Annotated in this window: 26 protein-coding genes and 1 tRNA gene; 3 read left to right on the plus strand and 24 right to left on the minus strand. The window is 61.7% G+C overall.

Annotated elements, in window-relative coordinates; all coding sequences use genetic code 11:
- Both secA and IV088_RS24700 read right to left on the minus strand, forming a co-directional pair.
- Positions 1 to 2,455, minus strand: a 2,455-nt coding sequence (gene secA / locus IV088_RS24695) for a preprotein translocase subunit SecA (RefSeq protein ID WP_291107313.1), incomplete at its 3' end; no start/stop codon positions are given.
- A gap of 155 nt (positions 2,456 to 2,610) precedes the next feature.
- On the minus strand, positions 2,611 to 3,591 hold the full coding sequence (locus IV088_RS24700; RefSeq protein WP_291107316.1) for a M23 family metallopeptidase: 981 nt from the start codon (positions 3,589 to 3,591) through the stop codon (positions 2,611 to 2,613).
- A 26-nt stretch (positions 3,592 to 3,617) separates the two neighbouring features.
- On the opposite strand from IV088_RS24700, the gene IV088_RS24705 reads away from it, so the two are divergent.
- Positions 3,618 to 3,935 (plus strand): DciA family protein, encoded by a 318-nt coding sequence (locus IV088_RS24705; RefSeq protein ID WP_291107319.1) that lies wholly within the window; start codon positions 3,618 to 3,620, stop codon positions 3,933 to 3,935.
- Positions 3,936 to 3,954: 19 nt separating this feature from the next.
- Here IV088_RS24705 and IV088_RS24710 read toward each other — a convergent pair.
- The 6 genes from IV088_RS24710 to petA all read right to left on the minus strand — a co-directional run bounded on the left by IV088_RS24710 (position 3,955) and on the right by petA (position 8,202).
- Positions 3,955 to 4,030 (minus strand) — tRNA-Thr (locus IV088_RS24710).
- 17 nt (positions 4,031 to 4,047) lie between these two features.
- The gene (locus IV088_RS24715) at positions 4,048 to 4,566 is read right to left on the minus strand and encodes a ClpXP protease specificity-enhancing factor (protein ID WP_291107322.1); all 519 of its coding nucleotides are present in this window, start codon (positions 4,564 to 4,566) and stop codon (positions 4,048 to 4,050) included.
- A 61-nt stretch (positions 4,567 to 4,627) separates the two neighbouring features.
- Positions 4,628 to 5,239, minus strand: a complete 612-nt coding sequence (locus IV088_RS24720) for a glutathione S-transferase N-terminal domain-containing protein (RefSeq protein ID WP_077327661.1) — start codon at positions 5,237 to 5,239, stop codon at positions 4,628 to 4,630.
- 115 nt (positions 5,240 to 5,354) lie between these two features.
- Positions 5,355 to 6,110, minus strand: a complete 756-nt coding sequence (locus IV088_RS24725; protein WP_291107328.1) for a cytochrome c1 — start codon at positions 6,108 to 6,110, stop codon at positions 5,355 to 5,357.
- Positions 6,111 to 6,133: 23 nt separating this feature from the next.
- Positions 6,134 to 7,555 (minus strand): cytochrome b N-terminal domain-containing protein, encoded by a 1,422-nt coding sequence (locus IV088_RS24730; RefSeq protein ID WP_291107330.1) that lies wholly within the window; start codon positions 7,553 to 7,555, stop codon positions 6,134 to 6,136.
- Positions 7,556 to 7,593: 38 nt separating this feature from the next.
- Complete coding sequence (petA, locus tag IV088_RS24735) at positions 7,594 to 8,202, minus strand: ubiquinol-cytochrome c reductase iron-sulfur subunit (protein ID WP_291107333.1); 609 nt, start codon at positions 8,200 to 8,202, stop codon at positions 7,594 to 7,596.
- 231 nt (positions 8,203 to 8,433) lie between these two features.
- Between petA and mscL the strand changes: the two genes are divergently transcribed.
- Positions 8,434 to 8,847: a large conductance mechanosensitive channel protein MscL gene (gene mscL / locus IV088_RS24740; protein ID WP_291107335.1), complete on the plus strand. Its 414-nt coding sequence runs from the start codon at positions 8,434 to 8,436 to the stop codon at positions 8,845 to 8,847.
- 56 nt (positions 8,848 to 8,903) lie between these two features.
- Here the strand turns inward: mscL and pdxA are convergent, their stop codons facing one another.
- From pdxA to IV088_RS24755, 3 genes are all read right to left on the minus strand, one after another.
- Positions 8,904 to 9,968, minus strand: coding sequence for a 4-hydroxythreonine-4-phosphate dehydrogenase PdxA (gene pdxA, locus IV088_RS24745; RefSeq protein WP_291107337.1), 1,065 nt, complete (start codon positions 9,966 to 9,968; stop codon positions 8,904 to 8,906).
- A gap of 3 nt (positions 9,969 to 9,971) precedes the next feature.
- Positions 9,972 to 10,757, minus strand: a complete 786-nt coding sequence (locus IV088_RS24750; protein ID WP_291107339.1) for a Nif3-like dinuclear metal center hexameric protein — start codon at positions 10,755 to 10,757, stop codon at positions 9,972 to 9,974.
- A 127-nt stretch (positions 10,758 to 10,884) separates the two neighbouring features.
- A complete protein-coding gene (locus tag IV088_RS24755) occupies positions 10,885 to 11,034 on the minus strand; it encodes a DUF3149 domain-containing protein (RefSeq protein WP_291107341.1) in 150 nt (49 codons plus the stop codon).
- Positions 11,035 to 11,210: 176 nt separating this feature from the next.
- On the opposite strand from IV088_RS24755, the gene IV088_RS24760 reads away from it, so the two are divergent.
- A complete protein-coding gene (locus tag IV088_RS24760) occupies positions 11,211 to 12,368 on the plus strand; it encodes a trypsin-like peptidase domain-containing protein (protein WP_291107370.1) in 1,158 nt (385 codons plus the stop codon).
- Positions 12,369 to 12,390: 22 nt separating this feature from the next.
- On the opposite strand, the gene tatC is transcribed toward IV088_RS24760, so the two are convergent.
- The 13 genes from tatC to hisD form a co-directional block, all read right to left on the minus strand.
- Positions 12,391 to 13,182: a twin-arginine translocase subunit TatC gene (gene tatC / locus IV088_RS24765; RefSeq protein WP_291107343.1), complete on the minus strand. Its 792-nt coding sequence runs from the start codon at positions 13,180 to 13,182 to the stop codon at positions 12,391 to 12,393.
- Positions 13,182 to 13,679: a twin-arginine translocase TatA/TatE family subunit gene (locus IV088_RS24770; protein WP_291107345.1), complete on the minus strand. Its 498-nt coding sequence runs from the start codon at positions 13,677 to 13,679 to the stop codon at positions 13,182 to 13,184. Before IV088_RS24770 ends, tatC begins: the two co-directional genes overlap by 1 nt.
- 77 nt (positions 13,680 to 13,756) lie before the next feature.
- Complete coding sequence (tatA, locus tag IV088_RS24775; protein ID WP_291107347.1) at positions 13,757 to 13,999, minus strand: Sec-independent protein translocase subunit TatA; 243 nt, start codon at positions 13,997 to 13,999, stop codon at positions 13,757 to 13,759.
- A gap of 70 nt (positions 14,000 to 14,069) precedes the next feature.
- Positions 14,070 to 14,432, minus strand: a complete 363-nt coding sequence (locus tag IV088_RS24780; protein ID WP_291107348.1) for a histidine triad nucleotide-binding protein — start codon at positions 14,430 to 14,432, stop codon at positions 14,070 to 14,072.
- 14 nt (positions 14,433 to 14,446) lie between these two features.
- On the minus strand, positions 14,447 to 14,836 hold the full coding sequence (locus IV088_RS24785; protein ID WP_291107350.1) for a hypothetical protein: 390 nt from the start codon (positions 14,834 to 14,836) through the stop codon (positions 14,447 to 14,449).
- 11 nt (positions 14,837 to 14,847) lie between these two features.
- Positions 14,848 to 15,219, minus strand: coding sequence for a phosphoribosyl-ATP diphosphatase (locus IV088_RS24790; protein ID WP_291107352.1), 372 nt, complete (start codon positions 15,217 to 15,219; stop codon positions 14,848 to 14,850).
- Positions 15,220 to 15,224: 5 nt separating this feature from the next.
- Positions 15,225 to 15,620 (minus strand): phosphoribosyl-AMP cyclohydrolase, encoded by a 396-nt coding sequence (gene hisI / locus IV088_RS24795; RefSeq protein WP_291107354.1) that lies wholly within the window; start codon positions 15,618 to 15,620, stop codon positions 15,225 to 15,227.
- A gap of 1 nt (position 15,621) precedes the next feature.
- Positions 15,622 to 16,401, minus strand: a complete 780-nt coding sequence (hisF, locus tag IV088_RS24800; RefSeq protein ID WP_291107356.1) for an imidazole glycerol phosphate synthase subunit HisF — start codon at positions 16,399 to 16,401, stop codon at positions 15,622 to 15,624.
- Positions 16,402 to 16,403: 2 nt separating this feature from the next.
- Positions 16,404 to 17,144, minus strand: coding sequence for a 1-(5-phosphoribosyl)-5-[(5-phosphoribosylamino)methylideneamino]imidazole-4-carboxamide isomerase (gene hisA / locus IV088_RS24805; RefSeq protein WP_291107359.1), 741 nt, complete (start codon positions 17,142 to 17,144; stop codon positions 16,404 to 16,406).
- A gap of 18 nt (positions 17,145 to 17,162) precedes the next feature.
- Positions 17,163 to 17,822, minus strand: coding sequence for an imidazole glycerol phosphate synthase subunit HisH (hisH, locus tag IV088_RS24810; protein WP_291091118.1), 660 nt, complete (start codon positions 17,820 to 17,822; stop codon positions 17,163 to 17,165).
- Between the two features lie 13 nt (positions 17,823 to 17,835).
- The gene (hisB, locus tag IV088_RS24815; RefSeq protein WP_291107362.1) at positions 17,836 to 18,453 is read right to left on the minus strand and encodes an imidazoleglycerol-phosphate dehydratase HisB; all 618 of its coding nucleotides are present in this window, start codon (positions 18,451 to 18,453) and stop codon (positions 17,836 to 17,838) included.
- A gap of 5 nt (positions 18,454 to 18,458) precedes the next feature.
- Positions 18,459 to 19,559 carry a histidinol-phosphate transaminase gene (gene hisC / locus IV088_RS24820; protein ID WP_291107364.1) on the minus strand — a complete coding sequence of 367 codons (1,101 nt, stop codon included), beginning with the start codon at positions 19,557 to 19,559 and terminating at the stop codon, positions 18,459 to 18,461.
- Positions 19,556 to 20,583, minus strand: a 1,028-nt coding sequence (hisD, locus tag IV088_RS24825; protein ID WP_291107367.1) for a histidinol dehydrogenase, incomplete at its 5' end; no start/stop codon positions are given. The genes hisC and hisD, both read right to left, overlap by 4 nt.

The raw sequence follows: 20,583 nt of genomic DNA on the forward strand, positions 1-20,583 counted from the left end.
AGGCTTCGCGCTTGTATTCCTGCTTGGGCTGCTTCTGCGCGTAGCCGCGCAGGTGAATGCCCTGGCGCAGGTAGTCCAGCGCCGACAGGTGGTCACGCCACTGGCTGTCAATGGTCTGCAGCAGCACCATGCGCTCGAACTGGGTGAAATTCTCGTCACCCACCTGCGCCACCTTGTCATCGAACACCTGCTTCGATGCCGCCAGCACGCGCGCCACCACCTCATCGACGTCCATGGACTCCGCATCCGACACCCATGAAGTCACAGGGACGTCCACCGACCACTCTTCGCGCAGCACCCGCTCCAGCCCCGGCAGGTCCCACTGCTCTTCCACGCTGCCCTCAGGCACGAACTGGTGAACCAGATCGGTGAAACAGCCTTCACGCAGCGAGTCGATCTGAGCGCGCAAACTTTGCGCGTCCAGAATGTCATTGCGTTGTTGGTAGATGACCTTGCGCTGGTCGTTCGACACGTCATCGTATTCCAACAGCTGTTTGCGGATGTCGAAGTTGCGCGCTTCCACCTTGCGCTGGGCGCTTTCAATGCTGCGCGTGACAATGCCGGCCTCGATCGCCTCGCCCTCGGGCATCTTCAAGCGGTCCATGATGGCCCGCACCTTGTCGCCAGCGAAGATGCGCATCAGCGAATCGTCCAGGCTCAGGTAAAAGCGCGACGACCCCGGGTCACCCTGGCGACCCGAACGGCCGCGCAGCTGGTTGTCGATGCGGCGGCTTTCGTGGCGTTCCGTGGCAATGATGCGAAGGCCTCCCAGCGACTTCACCTTGTCGTGGTCCTGCTGCCACTGCTGGCGAAGGGCGTCGATGCGCGACGACTTGGTCGCTTCATCCAGCGACTCGTCGGACTCGATGGCAGCGCTCATTTTTTCCAGGTTGCCGCCGAGCACGATGTCGGTGCCGCGCCCCGCCATGTTGGTGGCGATCGTGATCGCTCCCGGGCGACCCGCCTGCACGATGATGTCCGCTTCACGGGCGTGCTGTTTGGCGTTCAGCACTTCGTGGGGCAGCTTCTCGGCCACCAGCAACTCGGCAATGATTTCAGAGTTCTCAATCGACGAGGTGCCCACCAGCACCGGTTGACCGCGCTCGTGACACTCGCGGATGTCCTGGATCGCAGCGACGTACTTTTCTTTGGTCGTCTTGTACACGCGGTCGAGCTGATCGGTACGTTTGCTGACCCGGTTGGGCGGAATCACCACCGTCTCCAGGCCGTAGATTTCCTGAAACTCGTAGGCTTCGGTGTCCGCCGTGCCCGTCATGCCGGAGAGCTTGCTGTAAAGGCGGAAGTAGTTCTGGAACGTGATCGACGCCATCGTCTGGTTTTCAGGCTGGATGGCAACACCTTCCTTGGCCTCAACCGCCTGGTGCAAGCCATCACTCCAGCGGCGACCCGACATGAGGCGCCCGGTGAACTCGTCCACGATGACAATCTCGCCACCCTGGTTCACATAGTGCTGATCACGGTGATAGAGGTGGTGGGCCTTGAGCGACGTCACCAGGTGGTGCATCAGTGCGATGTTGGCGGGGTCGTACAACGAAGCGCCTTCGGGCAACAGACCAGCCTGGCTGAGCAGGCGCTCGGCGTTTTCGTGGCCCTGCTCCGTCATGTGAATGGAATGCGCCTTCTCGTCGACCGTGAAATCACCGGGTGTGATCACGCCCTCCCCGGTGCGCGGATCGGCTTCACCCACTTGGCGGGTCAGGTGCGGGATCAGCTGCTTGATGGCGTTGTAAACCGGCGTCTGGTCTTCGGCCTGCCCACTGATGATCAGCGGCGTGCGCGCCTCATCGATCAGGATCGAGTCCACCTCGTCCACGATCGCATAGTTCAGGCTGCGCTGCACCCGGTCGGCTGCCTCGTACACCATGTTGTCACGGAGGTAGTCGAAACCGTACTCGTTGTTGGTCCCGTAGGTGATGTCTGCGCCGTAAGCGGCTTGCTTGTCTTCGCGTGGGGCTTGCGGCAGGTTGATGCCCACGGTCAGCCCCAGGAAGTTGTAGAGCCGTCCCATCCACTGCGCATCGCGACTGGCCAGGTAGTCGTTCACCGTCACGACGTGCACACCCTTGCCGGTCAACGCGTTGAGGTACACGGGCAGCGTTGCGGTCAAGGTCTTGCCCTCACCGGTCCGCATCTCCGCCACCTTGCCATGGTGCAGGGCCAGTCCACCCACCATCTGCACGTCAAAGTGACGCATCTTCATCACGCGCTTGCTGGCCTCACGCACGACGGCAAACGCCTCTGGAAGGATGGACTCCAGCGAGGCCCCTTCGGCAACGCGCCGCTTGAAGGTCTCGGTCTGCGCCTTCAGCTCCTCATCGGTGAACTTTTCAAACTGGGGTTCCAGACCATTGATGTGCTCCACCGTTTTGCGGTAGGTCTTGAGCAACCGGTCGTTGCGGCTACCAAATATTTTGGTGAGGATGTTTGTGGCCATAGGTGCAGCCCGGTGCCGGACAACCGTCCGGCCAGGCAAAAAACTCGTTAATCTCCCGCCAGCCTGAGCGGTTAGGCGGCCACAAGGAAGGTGCCGACGAACGCTGCTGATTCAAGAGCAAAATCACGATTTTACCCGGCACCCCGGGAGCACCTTCAGGGCTTGCGCCGGGCACCCGGAACAAGCTGTGCAGCTGCCAGGGTTTCACCGGCAGCCAGGAAGCGAGCAGGGTCTTGAGGCACCCCGCTCACCCACACTTCAAAGTGCAAGTGGGGACCCGTTGATCGACCGGTCGAACCCACTTCAGCGATTCTCTGGCCCCGCTTGACGATGTCCCCCTTCTTGACCAGAACGCGCGAGCTGTGCGCATAGCGCGTGATCAGGTCGTTGCCGTGATCCACTTCAACCATGTTCCCGTAGGCCGGGTGAATCTCCTGGACCACGACCACGCCACCAGCCGCAGCAAGGATTGGCGTGCCGATGTCGGCTGGGAAATCCAGGCCCGTGTGCAACGCCGAACGACCCGTGATGGGATCGATGCGGAATCCGAAGGGTGACCCCACTCGCCCACCCGACACCGGCTCCTCGGTGGGCACCATCGTGCGCTGGATCTTCTGGTCGAACAACCGGGATTCGACCACGGTCAACCAGTCGACCCCCGATCCGCTGGCACGATCAAGCTGTTCCATGGCTTGCGTCAATTCCGTCAGGCCGAGATCCCTGCCGGCGACAAGTGCGCCGCCCGACCCTGGTGTCGGATTCAACTTGAACTCTTCCGGCTTGAGACCGGCCAGACCGGCCACTCGCTCACCCAATGATTCGATCTGCATCATGCGCGCCTGCATCTCCCCGAGCTTTCGCGCCATGGCGTCGAGGTTTTCCCGCATGTAGAGCTCTTTGGAATCGACTTCGCCCTGAGTCACCAGACGAGCAACAGGTCCAAAACCCAGCCACCCTTGTCGTACCCCTTGCAAAAACACCCAGTGGTACGCCGCAACGGAACCCAGCATCACCAGCAACGATGTCAGGACGGCGATACCCGCCAGTTTGATGCCACTGAGGTGCATCGCGCGGCTCTTCGCTAACCAAGCATCCGTGATAATGATGTGCACAGTTTCACCTTTAGAAACGGCCATGGGCCACACCTGTAGCCGACCCCGCCATGACAGCCTACAGCCCATCCCGCAACACGTTCAGCCTCGAACAGGCAGTGGGAGCAGCACCCAGTCTGGCGGCATTGCAAGAACGCATCCGGGCTTCCACCCACTGCTTGAATCAGGTAAGGCACCTGATTCCTGTCCCCCTGCAACGACAGGTCCAAGCGGGCCCGATTGAAGACGGCGAATGGTGCTTGCTGGTGGGCAGTGGCGCAGCTTCGACCAAGTTGCGACAGCTGTTGCCCGCTTTGCAGCAGGAACTGACGCAAAACGGTGCGCAGGTTACCTCGATTCGCCTGAAAATCCAAACGCAGGAACGATGAAGCGCTTCCCTGCAGTTTGTGGTGCCGCTTGTCTGACTCGAACAGACGACCTATCGCTTACAAGGCGAGTGCTCTACCAACTGAGCTAAAGCGGCGAAACCTGTAGCGGATTTTACTTGACTCGCTTGAGTTGAGGCCTCGGACCACCCTTGCCAGGACCATCGTGCGGAGGCTCATCTCCCGGCTCCGCAGAAGAGGAAGCCGTCACTTCACTGGGAACAGCTCTCAAAGGGCTGCGCACGGCGGCGTCCGACGGAGAGACGGGTTCAGCCGCCGGACTGATTGCGGATCGCATGCTGGAAATCACGGGCGCAGGAAACGCCATGCCCTGTCCATTTTCACGGGCATAGATCGCGACGACATGTGTCACGGGAACCACGATGTCTCTTGCAACCCCACCAAAGCGTGCCTTGAACTCGATAAAGTCGTTTCCCAAGCGCAGGGAGCTGGTGGCATCAAAACTGACATTGAGAACGATCTCGCCGTTCTTCACAAACTCCTGCGGGACCTGAACAGAGGCATCCACATGCACCGCGATGTGCGGCGCAAACCCGTTGTCCATGCACCATTCGTGCAGGGCGCGAATGAGGTAAGGGCGGGTGGAGGGCGTATCTCGATCAGGAAGATTCATGGTCGCTGTGTTGCGGTCAGGCGCAATGATGAACCCAAAGGGGATCCATCATCGCAATCCCTTACTTGCGCATGACTTTTTCTGACGGTGTCAGAGCCTCGATGTAGGCTGGCCGCGAAAAAATGCGCTCTGCGTATTTGAGCAGCGGTGCCGCGTTTTTGCTCAGTTCAATACCATAGAAATCGAGGCGCCACAGCAAGGGAGCGATCGCCACATCCAGCATGGAGAAGTTGTCGCCCAGCATGAACTTGTTCTTCAGGAACACCGGGGCAAGCTGTGTCAGGCGGTCGCGAATGTGCGCACGCGCTTTCTCAAGGGCCTTGTCATTGCCTTTGCTGGTGCGAGACTCCAGCACCGAGACATGGGTGAAGAGTTCTTTTTCGAAGTTCAACAGAAACAGGCGAACGCGGGCGCGGTCCACCGGGTCACCAGGCATGAGTTGCGGATGCGGGAAGCGCTCGTCAATGTATTCATTGATGATGTTCGACTCATACAGGATGAGGTCACGCTCAACCAGAATGGGCACCTGCCCATAGGGGTTCATGACGCTGATGTCTTCAGGCTTGTTGTAAAGGTCAACATCGCGGATCTCAAAATCCATGCCTTTTTCAAACAAGACGAAGCGGCAGCGGTGGGAATAGGGGCAAGTCGTGCCCGAGTACAAGACCATCATTGTGGAGTCTCCTCAATACAAAACAGTGGTTTGCCCTACCGCCGATTCGCGGAGCAACAAACCACTGTGAAATCTCCAAAACGCCCAGGAGGTACCCGTGCGTTTTGAAGGGGGTTTACTTGATGTCTTTCCAGAAGGCAGCGTTCATGCGCCAAGCCACCAACGTGAAGGCGGCAAGGAACAGGAGCACCCACACACCAATGCGCACGCGACTGTTCTGCGCCGGTTCGGCCATCCACTGCAGATAGGCCACCAAGTCACCGACGTTCTGATCGTACTGGTCCTGGCTCATGGTGCCGGTCTTGACCGGCTCCCAGCCTTTCAGCAGCTGCACCTCGTGACCGTGGCTGTCGTGCTTTTCGTACACGGGCTTGCGCTCACCCTGCAACTCCCACAACGGATGAGGCATGCCAATGTTGGGGAACACGAGGTTGTTCCAGCCCGTCGGCTTGGTGTCATCGCGATAGTAATTGCGCAGCAGCGTGTAGATGTAGTCAGCACCCGTGCCGGCGCTGCTGGAGCGCGAACGCGCCACCAGCGTCAGGTCGGGAGGATTGGCACCGAACCAGGCCTTGGCTTGCTTGGGATCGATGGAAGCCTTCATGGTGTCACCGATCTTGTCGGTGGCAAAGGTCAGGTTCTCGGCAATCTGCTTGTCGTTCAGGCCAATGTCACGCAAGCGGTTGTAGCGCATGAACGAGGCTGAATGGCAACTCAGGCAGTAGTTGACAAACAGTTTGGCGCCGTTCTGCAAGGCGGCCATGTCGTTAGTGCGCTGAGGTGCTTTGTCAAGAGGGAAGCTGGCTCCAGCAGCGAGTGCGGCGCCACTCAACCCCACGGCCATCAACAGGCCCAAAAGGACTTTTTTCATTTGTTTGACTCTCCGGATGGGGCTCAGTGGGGCTTGAAGGTGACGCGGCTGGGCACCGGCTTGAATTCACCCAGGCGACTCCACCAGGGCATCAGCAGGAAGAAGCCAAAGTAGAACAGCGTACCCACCTGCGACACGCGCTCACCCACCGGCGATGGAGGCTGCACACCCAGGTAACCCAGGATCAGGAAGTTGATGACAAACACGGTGTAAAGCCATTTGTTCCAGCTCGGGCGGTAACGGATCGACTTGACCGGGCTGTTGTCCAGCCAAGGCAGGAAAAACAGGATCACGACCGCGCCACCCATGGCCACCACACCCCAGAACTTGGCATCGATGGCCAGCATCAATGCGACGGTGACCACCGCTGCACCCAGCAAAGCGCCTTTGAACATGACGTTGAGCTTGGTCTTCAGAACGCCAAACAAGGCCGCCAAGAGAACGCAGGCGATCAACGCATACATCATCTGACTGGTGATGGCACGCAGCATGGAATAGAACGGCGTGAAGTACCAGACCGGCGCAATGTGCAAAGGCGTCACCAGTGGGTCGGCGGGGATGAAGTTGTTGAACTCCAGGAAGTAGCCGCCCAACTCTGGCGCAAAGAACACGATGGCGGAGAACACCATCAGGAACAACGACACGCCAAAGATGTCGTGCACGCTGTAGTAAGGATGGAACGGAACACCATCCAGGGGAATGCCGTTAGCATCTTTGGTGGCCTTGATCTCCACACCGTCGGGGTTGTTGGAGCCGACTTCGTGCAGCGCAATGATGTGCGCAACCACCAGACCCAACAGCACCAGCGGCACGGCAATCACGTGGAAGCTGAAGAAGCGGTTCAGCGTGGCATCGCCCACCACATAGTCACCCCGGATCAGCAGCGCCAGATCCGGACCCACAAAAGGAATTGCAGAGAACAGATTCACGATCACCTGGGCACCCCAATACGACATCTGCCCCCAAGGCAACAGGTAACCCATGAACGCTTCGGCCATCAACACCAGGAAGATGCCACAACCGAACACCCAGACCAGTTCACGTGGCTTGCGGTAAGAACCGTAGATCAACCCACGGAACATGTGCAGATAGACCACCACGAAGAAAGCCGACGCACCGGTGGAGTGCATGTAGCGGATCAACCAGCCCCAGGGCACATCTCTCATGATGTACTCGACCGAAGCGAATGCCACCGGCACGCCAGCGGCGTTGAGGTTGGCATCGGGCTTGAAATGCATCACCAGGAAAATACCGGTCACGATCTGGATCACCAGCACCAGCAGGGCCAGCGAACCGAAGATGTACCACCAGTTGAAGTTTTTCGGTGCGTAGTACTCGGCCATGTGCTCGTTGAAGAGCTTGGAGAGCGGGAACCGGTTGTCGATCCAGTTCAGCGTCTTCTGAGCCAACGGTGCGTCGGGAGAGATTTCTTTGAATTCAGCCATGGAATGCCTCTGTGGTCGGGATGCCTGCAATGAGCAGGTCAGGCCTTTTTGTCTTCGCCGATCAACAACGTGGTGTCGGACACGTAGTAATGCGGCGGCACTTCAAGGTTGTCAGGTGCCGGCTTGTTCTTGAACACGCGGCCAGCCAGGTCGAACGTGGAGCCATGACAGGCACAGAGGAAGCCACCTGCCCAGTCATCCGGCAAAGAGGGTTGAGGACCTGGCGTGAACTTGTCCCCAGGCGAACACCCGAGGTGGGTGCAAATGCCCACACCGACAAAGACGTCCGCCTTGATCGAGCGATGGCGGTTTTGAGCGTATTCGGGGGTCGGGAACGCCTTGCGCTCCGACTTGGGATCTGCCAATTGGGGCTCGACTTTTTCCAGATCCGCCAGTTGCTGCTCGCTGCGGCGCATGATCCACACAGGCTTGCCACGCCACTCCACCACACGCTTTTCGCCGGGCTGAAGCGTGGAAATGTCCACTTCCACCGCCGCGCCAGCGGCCTTGGCGCGCTCCGAGGGCTGGAAACTGCTCACAAAGGGAACGGCGACAGCGGCTGCTCCCACGCCACCCATGGCGCAGGAAGTGATCAGCCAGGTTCGGCGACTGTTGTCCACGGTCGCAGCGACGGTTGCTTCACTCATGGGGATCTTTCAAAGACGGTTCGAGACAGGATCGTAGGGTCAACCCTGTATTGTACCGGAGCGTTACAAGGCCTTTCCCGGTTTCAGGGGCAGCGCGCCAGGCCCACGGGCTCGTTGGCAAAGCCTCTTCCTACCCCGTCAGCCGCGGGTAATACTTATGTGGTCTGTGCGAGAATCCGCGGACCGTGCCGCAGGCCCTGAGGCAGGCAAACCAAAATACAGGAGTAACCCATGGCAGTGATGCAGGAATTCAAGGAATTTGCCCTCAAAGGCAACGTGATGGATCTGGCTGTCGGCGTGATCATTGGCGGGGCATTCGGCAAGATTGTCGATTCCATCGTCGGGGATCTGATCATGCCCGTTGTCAGCAAAATCTTCGGCGGCCTGGACTTCTCCAGCTACTACATCGCGTTGGCGGGTCAGGCAGCGGGTCTGTCACTGGCGGAGGCCAAGAAGGCAGGGGCGGTGCTGGCGTATGGCAACTTCATCACCATCGCCCTGAACTTTGTCATTCTGGCCTTCATCATCTTCATGATGGTCAAGCAGATGAACCGAATGAAGCGGGAAGCACCTCCTGCGGCACCCGCAGCGCCGGCAGAAGATGTGTTGCTGCTTCGCGAAATCCGGGACAGCCTGCGCAAGTAACGCCGAGCGCTTCAACCGCCAAAGCCGCTGCGACTCCCAGGTTGCGGCGGCTTTTTCTATGGCGATGGGCCTGGCCCAACGCTCATGCGCATGGCCGCATCGATGGCCGCCAGCAGGCTGGCCGCACTGGCCCTCCCGGTACCCGCCAGATCGAACGCCGTGCCGTGATCGGGACTGGTGCGAATCAGCGGCAACCCCAATGTGGTGTTCACCCCGTGCTCCAACCCCAACAGCTTCACGGGGATGAGCCCTTGGTCGTGGTACATCGCCACCACCACATCGAACTCGCGTTGACGTGCCCTCATGAACACCGTGTCGGGCGCGTGCGGACCGCTCACATTCAGCCCCAACTCTTTTGCCTGGGCAATGGCTGGCGAGATGATGTCGATCTCCTCTCGCCCGAAAAGACCGCCTTCACCCGCATGGGGGTTCAGCGCCGCCACCGCGATTCGGGCCTGCGGCATGCCGCTGCGCAGAAAATGGGCGGCCGTGATGCGAATGGTTTCGAGCACACGTGCCTGCGTGACCGCTTCCAGCGCCTCCCGCAGCGACACATGAATGCTGACGAGCACGGTAGAGAGACACGGGCTGCTGAGCATCATGCGCACAGGCATCTGGTCCAGCATCACACCGGCATGCTCCGCCGACAAGGCCTGCAGAAACTCGGTGTGCCCGGGATGGGTGAGTCCGGCCGCTGACAGCGCCTCCTTGTGAACCGGCGCCGTCACCATGGCTCGCGCCTTGCCGCTCAAGACCAGTTGCGCGGCATACGCAATGCAGTCAGCCGCTGCACGTCCCGCAGCCCCGCTGATCTCCCCCCACGGAACCGGCTCCAACAGAACGCAGGCTTGTACCGCACACAAACGATCGGCAGGTGCCTTGGCCCAGGCGGCAACGTCAACGATCTCTTCCAGCAGTGGTGGCTTATCCTTCGTGGCATCAAGAGCACGGGTCACTTCGATGGCGCGCCGAAGGGTGGGGATGTCAGCCGCCACCAGAACCTGGCCACAGAGTTCCGGTCGCTCGCGCAAGGCGCGGGCAATGATTTCCGGACCAATGCCCGCCGGATCACCCATGGTGATGATCACCGGTCGCCCTGACGAGTTTGGCTTGTGGGTCATGTCTCAGGCTGGATTGGGGATGTCGATGAAGAGATGTTCGATACCCAATTGATCGGCCACATGCGCGGCCACGGCAGGGGCACCATAACGCTCAGACGCGTGGTGCCCGCAGGCGATGTAGGCCACAGCACTTTCCCGGGCATAGTGGGCCTGCGGTTCGGAGATTTCCCCAGTGATGAACACATCCACACCGGCCGCAATGGCGGCTTCAAAATACCCTTGTGCACCACCGGTACACAAAGCCACTCGACGCATCGGGCGATCAACGTCTCCAACCAGCGTCACAGACCGGCCCAGGACCGCTTGCACGTGGTCTGCCAGCTGGGCCGCCGAGGCACTGGCACACTGCCCAAGAAACCCCAAGGACTGATCGCCAAAGCGACCCTCCGCAGGGTCCAGCAAAGTCACACCGAGCCGTTGAGCCAGTTGAGCGTTGTTGCCCAGCGAGGGATGAGCGTCCAACGGCAGGTGGTAGGCGAAGAGGTTGATGTCGTGTGCCAGCAACCGGGCAAGGCGCTGCTTCATCCAGCCGGTGACTCGACCGTCCTGGCCACGCCAGAACAACCCGTGGTGGACGAAGAGCGCATCGGCGCCCACCTCGATGGCCGCGTCGATCAAGGCTAGGCTGGCCGTCACACCACTGACCACCTTGTGCACCCTGGGACGCCCTTCGACCTGCAGACCGTTGGGACCGTGATCTTTGAACAGGGCCGGTTGCAGCAGCGCGTCAAACGCAGCGAGCAGGGTTTCGCGGGCAACGCTGCCCGACGTGGGTGCATGAATGGTCATGAGCGGGAGCCAGCAAGGCAGGATTGAGCAAAAGCACGCCAAGTGCTTCCGACGTTACCGCCCTATTCTGTCACCGCTCCATGGCCTTGGCGCAGCACTCCCGCCATGCGCGAATGGATGGGTCCGGTCAGCCCTTCGCGCGCTGAGCGCGCTCCGACTCTTCCATCTTGCGGTTGAAGAAGCGATAGAACCAGATGGCCATCCCGATCATGAAGGTGATACCGGCAATGCTGAACAGGCCATAGTCGGTGGAAAAAAGGTCGGCGATGGCTTTCATCGTGCGCTCCAGTCTTGGTGAACAGATGTCCATTGCACCGCCGATGCGACAGAAACGCCTTGACCTGGGTCAATCGGCTTGAACGCCCAAAAGCCGCAACCATATGCAGGACAATGCAAACTCACAAGGGCTTCACGGCCCCCGTGGCGCTCACGCACAACCGAAACCTCTTTCTCATGAAACGCATCTGGCTGCTTTTTGCCCAATCCGTCACCGTGTTGCTGGCGGCCCTGTTCGTGGTGGCCACACTCAAGCCTGAATGGCTCAACCGCCGTTCCGTGCTGCCCACGCTGGTTCCCGTTGTCGAGTCGACCGGCTCGGCGCTTCCGGGCAGTGGTGCGCCAGCGACCAACAGCCTGCGCGAAGCCGCCAAGGCCGCCTCTCCGGCGGTGGTCAGCATCAACACCAGCAAGGCCCCTGAAAATGCCCCCCAGAGCAACGACCCGTGGTTCCGTTTTTTCTTCGGCGAACAAAATCAGGGACAGCCCCAGGCGGGACTCGGTTCGGGCGTGATCGTCAGCCCGGCCGGCTACATCCTGACCAACAACCACGTCATTGAGGAAGCCGATCAGATCGAGGTCATCCTCAACGATGGTCGCAAAAGTGCCGCGCAGGTGATCGGCACCGACCCTGAAACCGATCTTGCCATTCTCAAGGTCGAACTGACCGGCATGCCCGTGATCACGCTCGGCAATTCGGATGCGCTGTCCATTGGCGACCAGGTGCTGGCGATCGGCAACCCTTTCGGCGTTGGTCAGACTGTGACCAGCGGCATCGTCAGTGCATTGGGTCGCACCCAGCTGGGCATCAACACCTTCGAGAATTTCATCCAGACCGATGCGGCCATCAACCCAGGCAACTCGGGCGGAGCGCTGGTGGACATCAACGGCCACCTCATGGGCATCAACACCGCCATCTACTCCCGCTCCGGCGGATCCATGGGCATCGGCTTTGCCATCCCCACCTCCACCGCACGCAGCGTGATGGACGCCATCGTGCGCGACGGGAAAGTGACGCGGGGATGGATTGGCGTTGAGCCACAGGACCTGACGCCGGAACTGGCCGAGAGTTTCGCTGTCACCCCGGGCTCCGGCGTCATCATCACAGGCGTGTTGCAGAACGGCCCTGCTGCTCAAGCGGGCATTCGACCTGGCGATGTGGTCACCCATGTGGCGGGCGAGCCCGTGGGCAACGTCGCACAACTGCTCTCGGCGGTTGCCGCACTCACCCCCGACGCCCCGGCCAAACTGGAACTGGTGAGAAAAGAAACCAAGCTCAGCGTGAACGTCACGCCCGGTAAGCGCAACTTGCCGAAACGGCAGGCGAACCGCTGAACCTCTCCACGAGATCGAACGCTCAGCTCGCTGCGCTGTTTGCGGGCTCTTCAGGTGCCGCGGTGTTTCGAATGAACCACTGCGAGCCCCAGATGCCCAGCTCGTACAGCACGCACATCGGCACGGCCAACGCCAGCTGCGAAATCACGTCGGGCGGCGTCACGACAGCGGCGACGATGAAGGCCACGACGATGAAGTAGCCACGGAATTCCTTGAGCTGCTTGACGGTCACCATCTTCATCTTCACCAGCAAGACCACCACAATCGGCACCTGAAAGGCCAGGCCAAAGGCTAGGTACAGCGACAAAATCGCTTCCACATAAGAGGCGATGTCCGGTGTCGCAGCCACGCTCTTGGGGGTGAACTGCTGGATGAACCCGAACATCTTGTCGAGCACGAAAAACTGCACGAAAGCGATACCCACATAGGCCAGCAAGCTGCCCAGAATGATCAGCGGCACCGCAAAACGCTTTTCGTGGCTGTAGAGACCCGGTGCGACAAAGGCCCAGACCTGGTACATCCACCATGGCAGCGACAGCAGCAGTGCGGCCATGGCCAGCACCTTCAGTGGAATGAAAAAAGGTGAGAACACACCCACCGCAATCAGTTTCGCATCCGGCGGCATGTGGGCACGGATCGGCACCGCGATCAGGTCGATCAGGCCACTCGGACCAGGCCAGAACGCGAGGAGGGCCATGCAAATGCCCAGCCCCACCATGCCGTAGAGCAAGCGATCACGCAGCTCCATGAGGTGCTGGACAAAAGGCTGCTCTGTACCGGCGAGCTCGTCGGTGGATTTGTCGGTGTCGGACATCAGCGGGGAAGAGAAGTGGAACGGGGCCGGAAACGGGCCACGCGGGCCGCGCCTGATTGTGTGCGTGTGCGCACACCTGCTCGGGCCTTGTACCACTGTGGCATGGCTTTTTGCTTGATCCGCCAGTTCTTCCCAGGATGCTTGTAGCTCGGATAAAGGTCGGAGCCGAGTCGGCTGAGGGCATCGTCATGGTCCGTGGACGATGTGCTATCCAGTCCGTTGGTGGCCTCGGACCACGACTTCTCGAAATCGTTGGCGCCGGTGCTCACCGAGGTTTCAACATCCCGCGCAGCGCTCTCGACCGAGTCCTTCATCTTCCTGAGTTCTTCGAGGTCCATCGAACGGTTGACCTCGGCCTTGACGTCAGCGACATAGCGCTGGGCTTTACCCAGCAAGGCACCCACGGTGCGCGCCACCCGAGGAAGCTTCTCCGGGCCAATCACCAACAGCGCCACAGCACCGATCAGGGCCAGCTTCGAAATACCGAGATCAATCATGTGTTGTCCGCACCAAAAGGACCCGGGAGACCGGTCCTGAAAAGGTCAGCAAAGCAGCGGTCAACGGCCTCAGGCATTCAGCTCTTCTGCTTGGCTTCGACGTCGATCGTGTTCTTCTCACTGCGAACGTCTTGCGTGACCTGCCCAGCAGGCGTCGATGCCGATTCGGTGGCGGACTGGCCACCGTCCTTGATGCCATCCTTGAAGCCCTTGACCGCACCGCCCAGATCAGAACCGATGTTCTTGAGCTTCTTCGTGCCGAACACCATCACCACGATCAACAGAACGATCAGCCAGTGCCAAATGGAAAATGAGCCCATGAATATCTCCAGAAACAGGGAAGTGCAGCGCGAAGCGCCGAGTGTCTGATTCTAAGCCCCGGTGAATGGTTCAACCGCGCAGCCAGGGGCGCGGCCCCCCCATCACGTGCCAGTGCAGGTGCTGAACCTCCTGCCCTCCTTCTGCACCGGTGTTGCAGACCATGCGAAAGCCCCCGTCGGGGTAGGGGTTGCAGCCCTGTTCGAGCGCCAGCTTCGGCGCCAGGACCATCAGTCGCCCCATCAGACGCTCATGCTCAGGCGCGAGATGGGCCATCGAGGCGATGTGCTGCTTGGGCACGATGAGAAAGTGCACCGGGGCCCAGGGGTTGATGTCGTGAAAGGCGTAAAGATCTTCGTCCTCATACACCTTTTTCGATGGAATCTGGCCGGCGATGATCTTGCAGAAGATGCAGTTGGGATCGTGTGCGCTCATGTTGGTGATGGTGTTCAATCAGGCATGGCCTGGCTGGCGTTCATGCGCACCATGCCTTTGACGATGCGGTAGAGGAACCAGATCGAGATGACCGCCCAGGCGATGGCGCCAGGCAAGTACAAGAGCAGAAACAGCGGGAAGGTGAGCACGTAGAGCACACCGGCCCAGATCACCGTGCGGATGCGCCAAGCAAAATGACTGGCCTGCCAAGTGCCTTCGGCGTCGCCCTTCTTCACCAGGTCGATGATCAGCGCGACGATCAGCAGGCCCGCACCCACCTGGGCGCCAGGAACCACCGCCGCCACGGCCACCACCAGATGCAGCAGGTAGCTGACCCAACCCACAGTCTTGAGGGACTCGGCCTTCTCGCTGTCAATGGCTTTCACGTCGATGATGTCGCTCATGTCGCTTCCTTTCAGGATTTGGACTCGGCTTCGCGAGCCACCGCCTTGCGCAGCGCTTTCTCTTCCAAGCCACTCAGACCTTCACGCCGCGAGAGTTCATCCACCACATCGGAGGGCGTCTTGCCGTAGTGCGCCAGCGCGATCATGCAGTGGAACCAGAGATCGGCCACCTCGTTCACCAGCTTCTGCCGATCACCACCGTGATCACAGTCCTTCGCGGCCATCACGGCTTCGGTGGCTTCTTCACCGATCTTCTTCAGGAACGCGTCCGGGCCCTTGTGCAGCAAGCGGGCGACGTAGCTCTTCTCGGGGTCACCGCCGTTGGCCGGCTTGCGGCTTTCGATGACGGCGGCCAGGCGCGCGAGCGCATCGGTGTCAGACATGGAACTCACTTGTAGATGGATTCAGGGTCCTTGAGCACCGGATCGACCGCGTGCCAATGGCCGTTTTCATGGCGCTGGTAAAAGCAGCTGTGACGTCCGGTGTGGCAGGCGATACCGGGTTCGTGCCCCAGCTGGGTCACCTTGAGCAGCACGACGTCGTTGTCGCAGTCGAGGCGGATGTCGTGCACGGTCTGCACGTGCCCCGACTCCTCGCCCTTGAACCAAAGCCTGTTGCGCGAGCGGCTGAAGTAGACGGCGCGTCCCAGCTCGGCGGTTTTCTGCAACGCCTCACGGTTCATCCACGCGAACATCAGCACGTCGCCCGTGGCGACTTCCTGCGCGATCACAGGCACCAGGCCCTGCGCGTCCCATTGGATGGCATCAAGCCAGTCGGTTGTCATGTCAAAGCCTGACCGGAATACCGCGTTCGGCCATGCGTTGCTTGGCCTGCGCGACGGTGTACTCACCGTAGTGGAAGATGCTGGCGGCCAGCACCGCGTCCGCCCCGCCCTGCTGCACGCCGTCGGCCAGGTGATCAAGGTTGCCCACTCCGCCAGAGGCGATGACCGGCACCTCCACCGCATCGGCCACGGCGCGCGTCAGCGCAAGATCGAAGCCCGACTTGGTGCCGTCGCGGTCCATGCTGGTGAGCAGGATCTCGCCCGCGCCGTACTCAGCCATCTGCCTGGCCCAGACCACGGCATCGAGTCCGGTGTTCTTGCGGCCGCCGTGGCTGTAAACGTCCCAGCCTTCGCCGCGCAAGGCCAGGTCATCGCCGAAGCGGCGCTTCGCATCGATGGCCACCACGATGCACTGTGCACCGTATTTGTCGGACGCGTCGCGGATGACCTGCGGGTTGGCGATCGCCGCCGAGTTGAAGCTGGTCTTGTCCGCGCCCGCGTTGAGCAGGCGGCGCACGTCTTCCACCGTGCGCACACCACCGCCGACCGTGAGCGGAATGAACACCTGCGAGGCCACGGCCTCGATGATGTGCAGGATCAGGTCGCGCCCGTCGCTGGTGGCGGTGATGTCGAGGAACGTGAGTTCGTCGGCGCCCTGCTCGTTGTAGCGCGCCGCGATCTCCACCGGATCGCCCGCGTCGCGCAGCTCCACGAAATTGACACCCTTGACCACGCGGCCACCGGTCACGTCCAGGCAGGGAATGATGCGTTTGGCGAGCATGCTCAGCCGTTCAATTCGTCGGCCAGCCGCTGCGCGGCTTCGAAGTCCAGATCACCGCTGTAGATCGAGCGGCCGCAGATCACGCCTTCGACGCCCTCGTCTTCCACGTCACACAGCTGGCGGATGTCGTCCATGTTCGACAGGCCACCCGAGGCGATCACGGGAATGGACAAGGCCTGCGCCAGCTTGACCGTCGCTTCGATGTTGATGCCACTCAGCATGCCGTCGCGGCCGATGTCGGTGTAGATGATGGATTCGACGCCGTAGTCTTCGAACTTCTTGCCCAGATCCACCACCTCGTGGCCCGTGAGCTTGCTCCAGCCGTCGGTGGCGACCTTGCCGTCCTTGGCGTCCAGGCCCACGATGATGTGGCCGCCGAACGCGGTGCAGGCATCCTGCAGAAAGCCCGGGTTCTTCACGGCGGCGGTGCCGATGATCACGTAGCGCAGGCCGGCATCCAGGTAGCGCTCGATGGTGTCCAGATCGCGAATGCCGCCGCCCAGCTGCACGTCCACCTCGGAACCCACTTCTTTCAAGATGGCACGGATGGCCTGCTCGTTCTTGGGCTTGCCGGCAAAGGCACCATTCAGGTCCACCAGGTGCACGCGGCGCGCGCCCTTGTTGACCCAGTTGCGGGCCATGGCCGCCGGGTCTTCTCCGAACACCGTGGATTGGTCCATGTCGCCCTGTTTGAGGCGAACGCACTGGCCGTCTTTCAGATCAATGGCAGGAATCAGCAGCATGATGGTGTGGTGAAAGGCCTAGGGTTTCCAGGAGAGGAAGTTGCGGTAGAGCGCCAGCCCCTGGTCGGCGCTTTTCTCGGGGTGAAACTGGGTGGCAAAGATGTTGTCGCGGGCAATGGCGGCGGCGAAGCGGCCACCATAGTCGGCTTCGCCCACGCAGTGCAAGGCCTGGGCGGGGCGAGCATAAAAGCTGTGCACGAAATAAAAATAGGAGCCATCCCCGATGCCGGCCCACAGCGGGTGCACCGGGCGCCCCAATTCGTGGAACACCGGGTTCCAGCCCATCTGCGGCACCTTGAATCGGCTGCCATCGGCCTGTAGACGGCCTTCCAGCCGAAAGCGCACCACTTCGCCGGCAATCAGGCCCAGTCCGTCGGTCGGACCTTCCTCGCTGCGGTCAAGCAGCATCTGCATGCCCACGCACACGCCGAACAGCGGCTTGTTGGCTGCCGCGTGCAGCACGGCGTCTTTCAGTCCGGAGGCGGCGAGCTCGCTCATGCAGTCGGCCATGTGGCCTTGACCGGGCAACACCACACGGTCGGCGTCGAACACGTCTTGCGCACGCGAGGTGACCAGCACCTCCACGTCTTCGGTGCGTGCCACATGTTGCACGGCCTGCGACACGGAGCGCAGGTTGCCGCTGCCGTAGTCCACCACGGCGACTGTCTTGCGTTTCATGGCCGGGAAGGGGTTACAGCGAACCTTTGGTCGAGGGAATCACGTCGCCCATGCGCGGGTCGCGCTCCAGGGCCATGCGCAGGGCGCGGGCGAAGGCCTTGAACACCGTCTCGGCCTGGTGGTGGGCGTTCTCGCCGTGCAGGTTGTCGATGTGCAGGGTCACGCCGGCGTGGTTCACGAAGCCCTGGAAGAATTCGAAGGCGAGCTGGGTGTCGAAGCCGCCGACCATGCCGCTCTTGAACGGCACGCGCATGTGCAGGCCCGGACGGCCCGAGAAATCGATGACGACGCGCGACAGCGCCTCGTCCAGCGGCACGTAGGCGTGGCCGTAGCGGCGGATGCCCTTCTTGTCGCCCACGGCCTTGGCGAAGGCCTGCCCGAGCGTGATGCCCACGTCTTCCACCGTGTGGTGACCGTCGATGTGCAGGTCGCCCTGGGCGTTGATGTCCAGATCGATCAGCCCGTGACGGGCGATCTGATCGAGCATGTGGTCAAAGAACCCGATGCCGGTGGACAGCTTGGACGCACCCGAACCGTCAAGGTTGATGCGCACGCTGATCTGCGTTTCCGCGGTGTTGCGCTGGACGTCGGCCACTCGGTCGGCGGCAGCGGCAGGGGAAACGGGGGACATGACGGTCATAGGGTTTGTTGCAGGGCGCTGATCAGTTGTGCGGTCTCGGCGGGGGTGCCCACCGTGAGGCGCAGGCAGTTGGCCAGCGATGGGTGCATTTTAGAAACATTCTTGACCAGAATGCCGCGCGCCTTCAGGCCGTCGAAGCAGCGTTGTGCATCGGGCACACGCGCCAGCACCATGTTGGCGTCGCTGGGGAACGGCGTCACCCCCGGCATCCGGGCCAGCGCGTCGATCAGCACCGCCCGCTGTTCGCGGATCTGCGCCGCCTGCTGCGCGAACACATCGGCGTGCTCCAGCGCGAACAGTGCGCATTCGGCGTTGAGCACGCTCACGTTGTAGGGCGGGCGCAGCTTGTCCACCTCGTGCACCAGGGTCTGGGCCCCCAGCATGTAGCCCAGGCGCACACCGGCCAGCCCGAACTTGGAGAGCGTGCGCATGAGCAGCACGTTGGCGTTCGCCACCGGGTTGGTGCGGATCTCGTCGAGCCAGCTGCGGCTGGAGAAGGGCTGGTAGGCCTCGTCCATCACCACCAGACCGCCGAACGTGGCGGCCTCGGCAATCAGGCGGCGAATGACGCCTGCGTCCCAGAGGTTGGCGGTGGGGTTGTTCGGGTAGGCGATGTAGGTGATGGCGGGCTGGTGTTCGCGCAGCGCGGCCAGCATGGCGGCTTCGTCCAGCTCGAAATCGGCGGTGAGCGGCACGCCGTGGAAGGCCAGGCCCTGCAGCTGTGCGCCCATGGCGTACATCACGAAGCCGGGCATGGGCGCCAGGACGGACGCACCGGGCACGTCGCAAGCCATGGCCAGCAGCGAGATCAGCTCGTCCGAGCCGTTGCCCAGCATCAGGCCAAAACCGTCGGGCAGGTCCACATAGTGCGCGAGCGCCTGCTTCAGCTCGTCGATGCGGCCACCGGGGTAGCGGTTGATGGCGACAGCGCCGAGCCGTTCGCCCAGCTTCTGTTGCAGTTCAGGCGACAGCGAAAACGGGTTCTCCATCGCATCCAGCTTGACCATGCCGGCCGATTCCTGGATGGCGTAGGCGTGCATGGACTGGATGTCCTGGCGGATGAAGCGCAGCGGGTTGGGGGTGTTCATGGCGTTCATTTCGCGACTCGCATGGGGGGGACTTCGTTCAAACGCAGCTCTGCCGCACGCGCGTGGGCCTGCAGGCGTTCGCCATAGGCCAGTTCGGCGGCGATGGCACCCAGTGTCTGGGCGCCTGCGGCGCTGACCTCGATCAAGCTGCTGCGCTTCTGGAAGTCGTAGACACCCAGCGGTGAGGAAAAACGGGCCGTGCCGCTGGTGGGCAGCACGTGGTTGGGGCCGGCGCAGTAGTCGCCCAGGCTTTCGCTGGTGTAGGCACCGAGGAAGATGGCGCCGGCGTGCTTGAGCAGCGGCTCCCAGCGGTGCGGCTCACTGCTCGACACCTCCAGGTGCTCGGGCGCGATGCGGTTGCTGATGGCACAGGCCTCTTCCATGTCGCGCGTCTGGATCAGCGCGCCGCGGTCGTTCAGGCTCTTGGCGATGATGGCCGCGCGCGGCATGGTGGGCAGCAGGCGGTCAATGGCGGCCTGCACGGCGTCGATGTACGCCGCATCCGGGCACAGCAGGATGCTCTGCGCGAGTTCGTCGTGTTCGGCCTGGCTGAACAGGTCCATCGCCACCCAGTCGGCCGGTGTGCTGCCGTCGGCCAACACCAGGATTTCGCTCGGGCCGGCGATCATGTCGATGCCAACCACACCGAACACCCGCTTCTTGGCGCTGGCCACGTAGGCGTTGCCCGGGCCGGTGATCTTGTCGACCTTGGGCACGGTGGCCGTGCCGTAGGCCAGCACGGCCACGGCCTGCGCGCCGCCGATGGTGAAGGCGCGCGTGACGCCAGCCACGTAGGCGGCGGCCAACACCAGCGGGTTCTTCTCGCCACGCGGTGTGGGCACGACCATGATGATCTCGCCCACCCCGGCCACATGGGCGGGGATGGCGTTCATCAGCACGCTGCTGGGATAGGCCGCCTTGCCGCCGGGCACGTAGATGCCCACGCGGTCCAGCGGCGTGACCTTCTGACCCAGCAGGGTGCCGTCTTCGTCGCGGTAGCTCCAGCTCTCGCCGCTGGCCTTCTTCTGCGCCT

Source organism: Hydrogenophaga sp., assembly GCF_018780075.1.
GTDB lineage: Bacteria > Pseudomonadota > Gammaproteobacteria > Burkholderiales > Burkholderiaceae_C > Hydrogenophaga.

What these genes read in the sequence shown, in the direction of transcription:
- IV088_RS24755 (WP_291107341.1), bottom strand. Translation starts at nt 11,034, where the DNA reads ATGAAAGCCATCGCCGACCTTTTTTCCACCGACTATGGCCTGTTCAGC.
- hisI (WP_291107354.1), bottom strand. Translation starts at nt 15,620, where the DNA reads ATGACAACCGACTGGCTTGATGCCATCCAATGGGACGCGCAGGGCCTG.
- IV088_RS24785 (WP_291107350.1), bottom strand. Translation starts at nt 14,836, where the DNA reads ATGAGCGACATCATCGACGTGAAAGCCATTGACAGCGAGAAGGCCGAG.
- IV088_RS24790 (WP_291107352.1), bottom strand. Translation starts at nt 15,219, where the DNA reads ATGTCTGACACCGATGCGCTCGCGCGCCTGGCCGCCGTCATCGAAAGC.
- IV088_RS24750 (WP_291107339.1), bottom strand. Translation starts at nt 10,757, where the DNA reads ATGACCATTCATGCACCCACGTCGGGCAGCGTTGCCCGCGAAACCCTG.
- hisH (WP_291091118.1), bottom strand. Translation starts at nt 17,822, where the DNA reads ATGAAACGCAAGACAGTCGCCGTGGTGGACTACGGCAGCGGCAACCTG.
- hisB (WP_291107362.1), bottom strand. Translation starts at nt 18,453, where the DNA reads ATGTCCCCCGTTTCCCCTGCCGCTGCCGCCGACCGAGTGGCCGACGTC.
- IV088_RS24760 (WP_291107370.1), top strand. Translation starts at nt 11,211, where the DNA reads ATGAAACGCATCTGGCTGCTTTTTGCCCAATCCGTCACCGTGTTGCTG.
- IV088_RS24780 (WP_291107348.1), bottom strand. Translation starts at nt 14,432, where the DNA reads ATGAGCGCACACGATCCCAACTGCATCTTCTGCAAGATCATCGCCGGC.
- IV088_RS24705 (WP_291107319.1), top strand. Translation starts at nt 3,618, where the DNA reads ATGACAGCCTACAGCCCATCCCGCAACACGTTCAGCCTCGAACAGGCA.
- hisC (WP_291107364.1), bottom strand. Translation starts at nt 19,559, where the DNA reads ATGAACGCCATGAACACCCCCAACCCGCTGCGCTTCATCCGCCAGGAC.
- hisF (WP_291107356.1), bottom strand. Translation starts at nt 16,401, where the DNA reads ATGCTCGCCAAACGCATCATTCCCTGCCTGGACGTGACCGGTGGCCGC.
- tatC (WP_291107343.1), bottom strand. Translation starts at nt 13,182, where the DNA reads ATGTCCGACACCGACAAATCCACCGACGAGCTCGCCGGTACAGAGCAG.
- petA (WP_291107333.1), bottom strand. Translation starts at nt 8,202, where the DNA reads ATGAGTGAAGCAACCGTCGCTGCGACCGTGGACAACAGTCGCCGAACC.
- pdxA (WP_291107337.1), bottom strand. Translation starts at nt 9,968, where the DNA reads ATGACCCACAAGCCAAACTCGTCAGGGCGACCGGTGATCATCACCATG.
- IV088_RS24720 (WP_077327661.1), bottom strand. Translation starts at nt 5,239, where the DNA reads ATGATGGTCTTGTACTCGGGCACGACTTGCCCCTATTCCCACCGCTGC.
- hisA (WP_291107359.1), bottom strand. Translation starts at nt 17,144, where the DNA reads ATGCTGCTGATTCCTGCCATTGATCTGAAAGACGGCCAGTGCGTTCGC.
- IV088_RS24715 (WP_291107322.1), bottom strand. Translation starts at nt 4,566, where the DNA reads ATGAATCTTCCTGATCGAGATACGCCCTCCACCCGCCCTTACCTCATT.
- IV088_RS24700 (WP_291107316.1), bottom strand. Translation starts at nt 3,591, where the DNA reads ATGGCCGTTTCTAAAGGTGAAACTGTGCACATCATTATCACGGATGCT.
- IV088_RS24725 (WP_291107328.1), bottom strand. Translation starts at nt 6,110, where the DNA reads ATGAAAAAAGTCCTTTTGGGCCTGTTGATGGCCGTGGGGTTGAGTGGC.
- tatA (WP_291107347.1), bottom strand. Translation starts at nt 13,999, where the DNA reads ATGGGCTCATTTTCCATTTGGCACTGGCTGATCGTTCTGTTGATCGTG.
- IV088_RS24770 (WP_291107345.1), bottom strand. Translation starts at nt 13,679, where the DNA reads ATGATTGATCTCGGTATTTCGAAGCTGGCCCTGATCGGTGCTGTGGCG.
- IV088_RS24730 (WP_291107330.1), bottom strand. Translation starts at nt 7,555, where the DNA reads ATGGCTGAATTCAAAGAAATCTCTCCCGACGCACCGTTGGCTCAGAAG.
- mscL (WP_291107335.1), top strand. Translation starts at nt 8,434, where the DNA reads ATGGCAGTGATGCAGGAATTCAAGGAATTTGCCCTCAAAGGCAACGTG.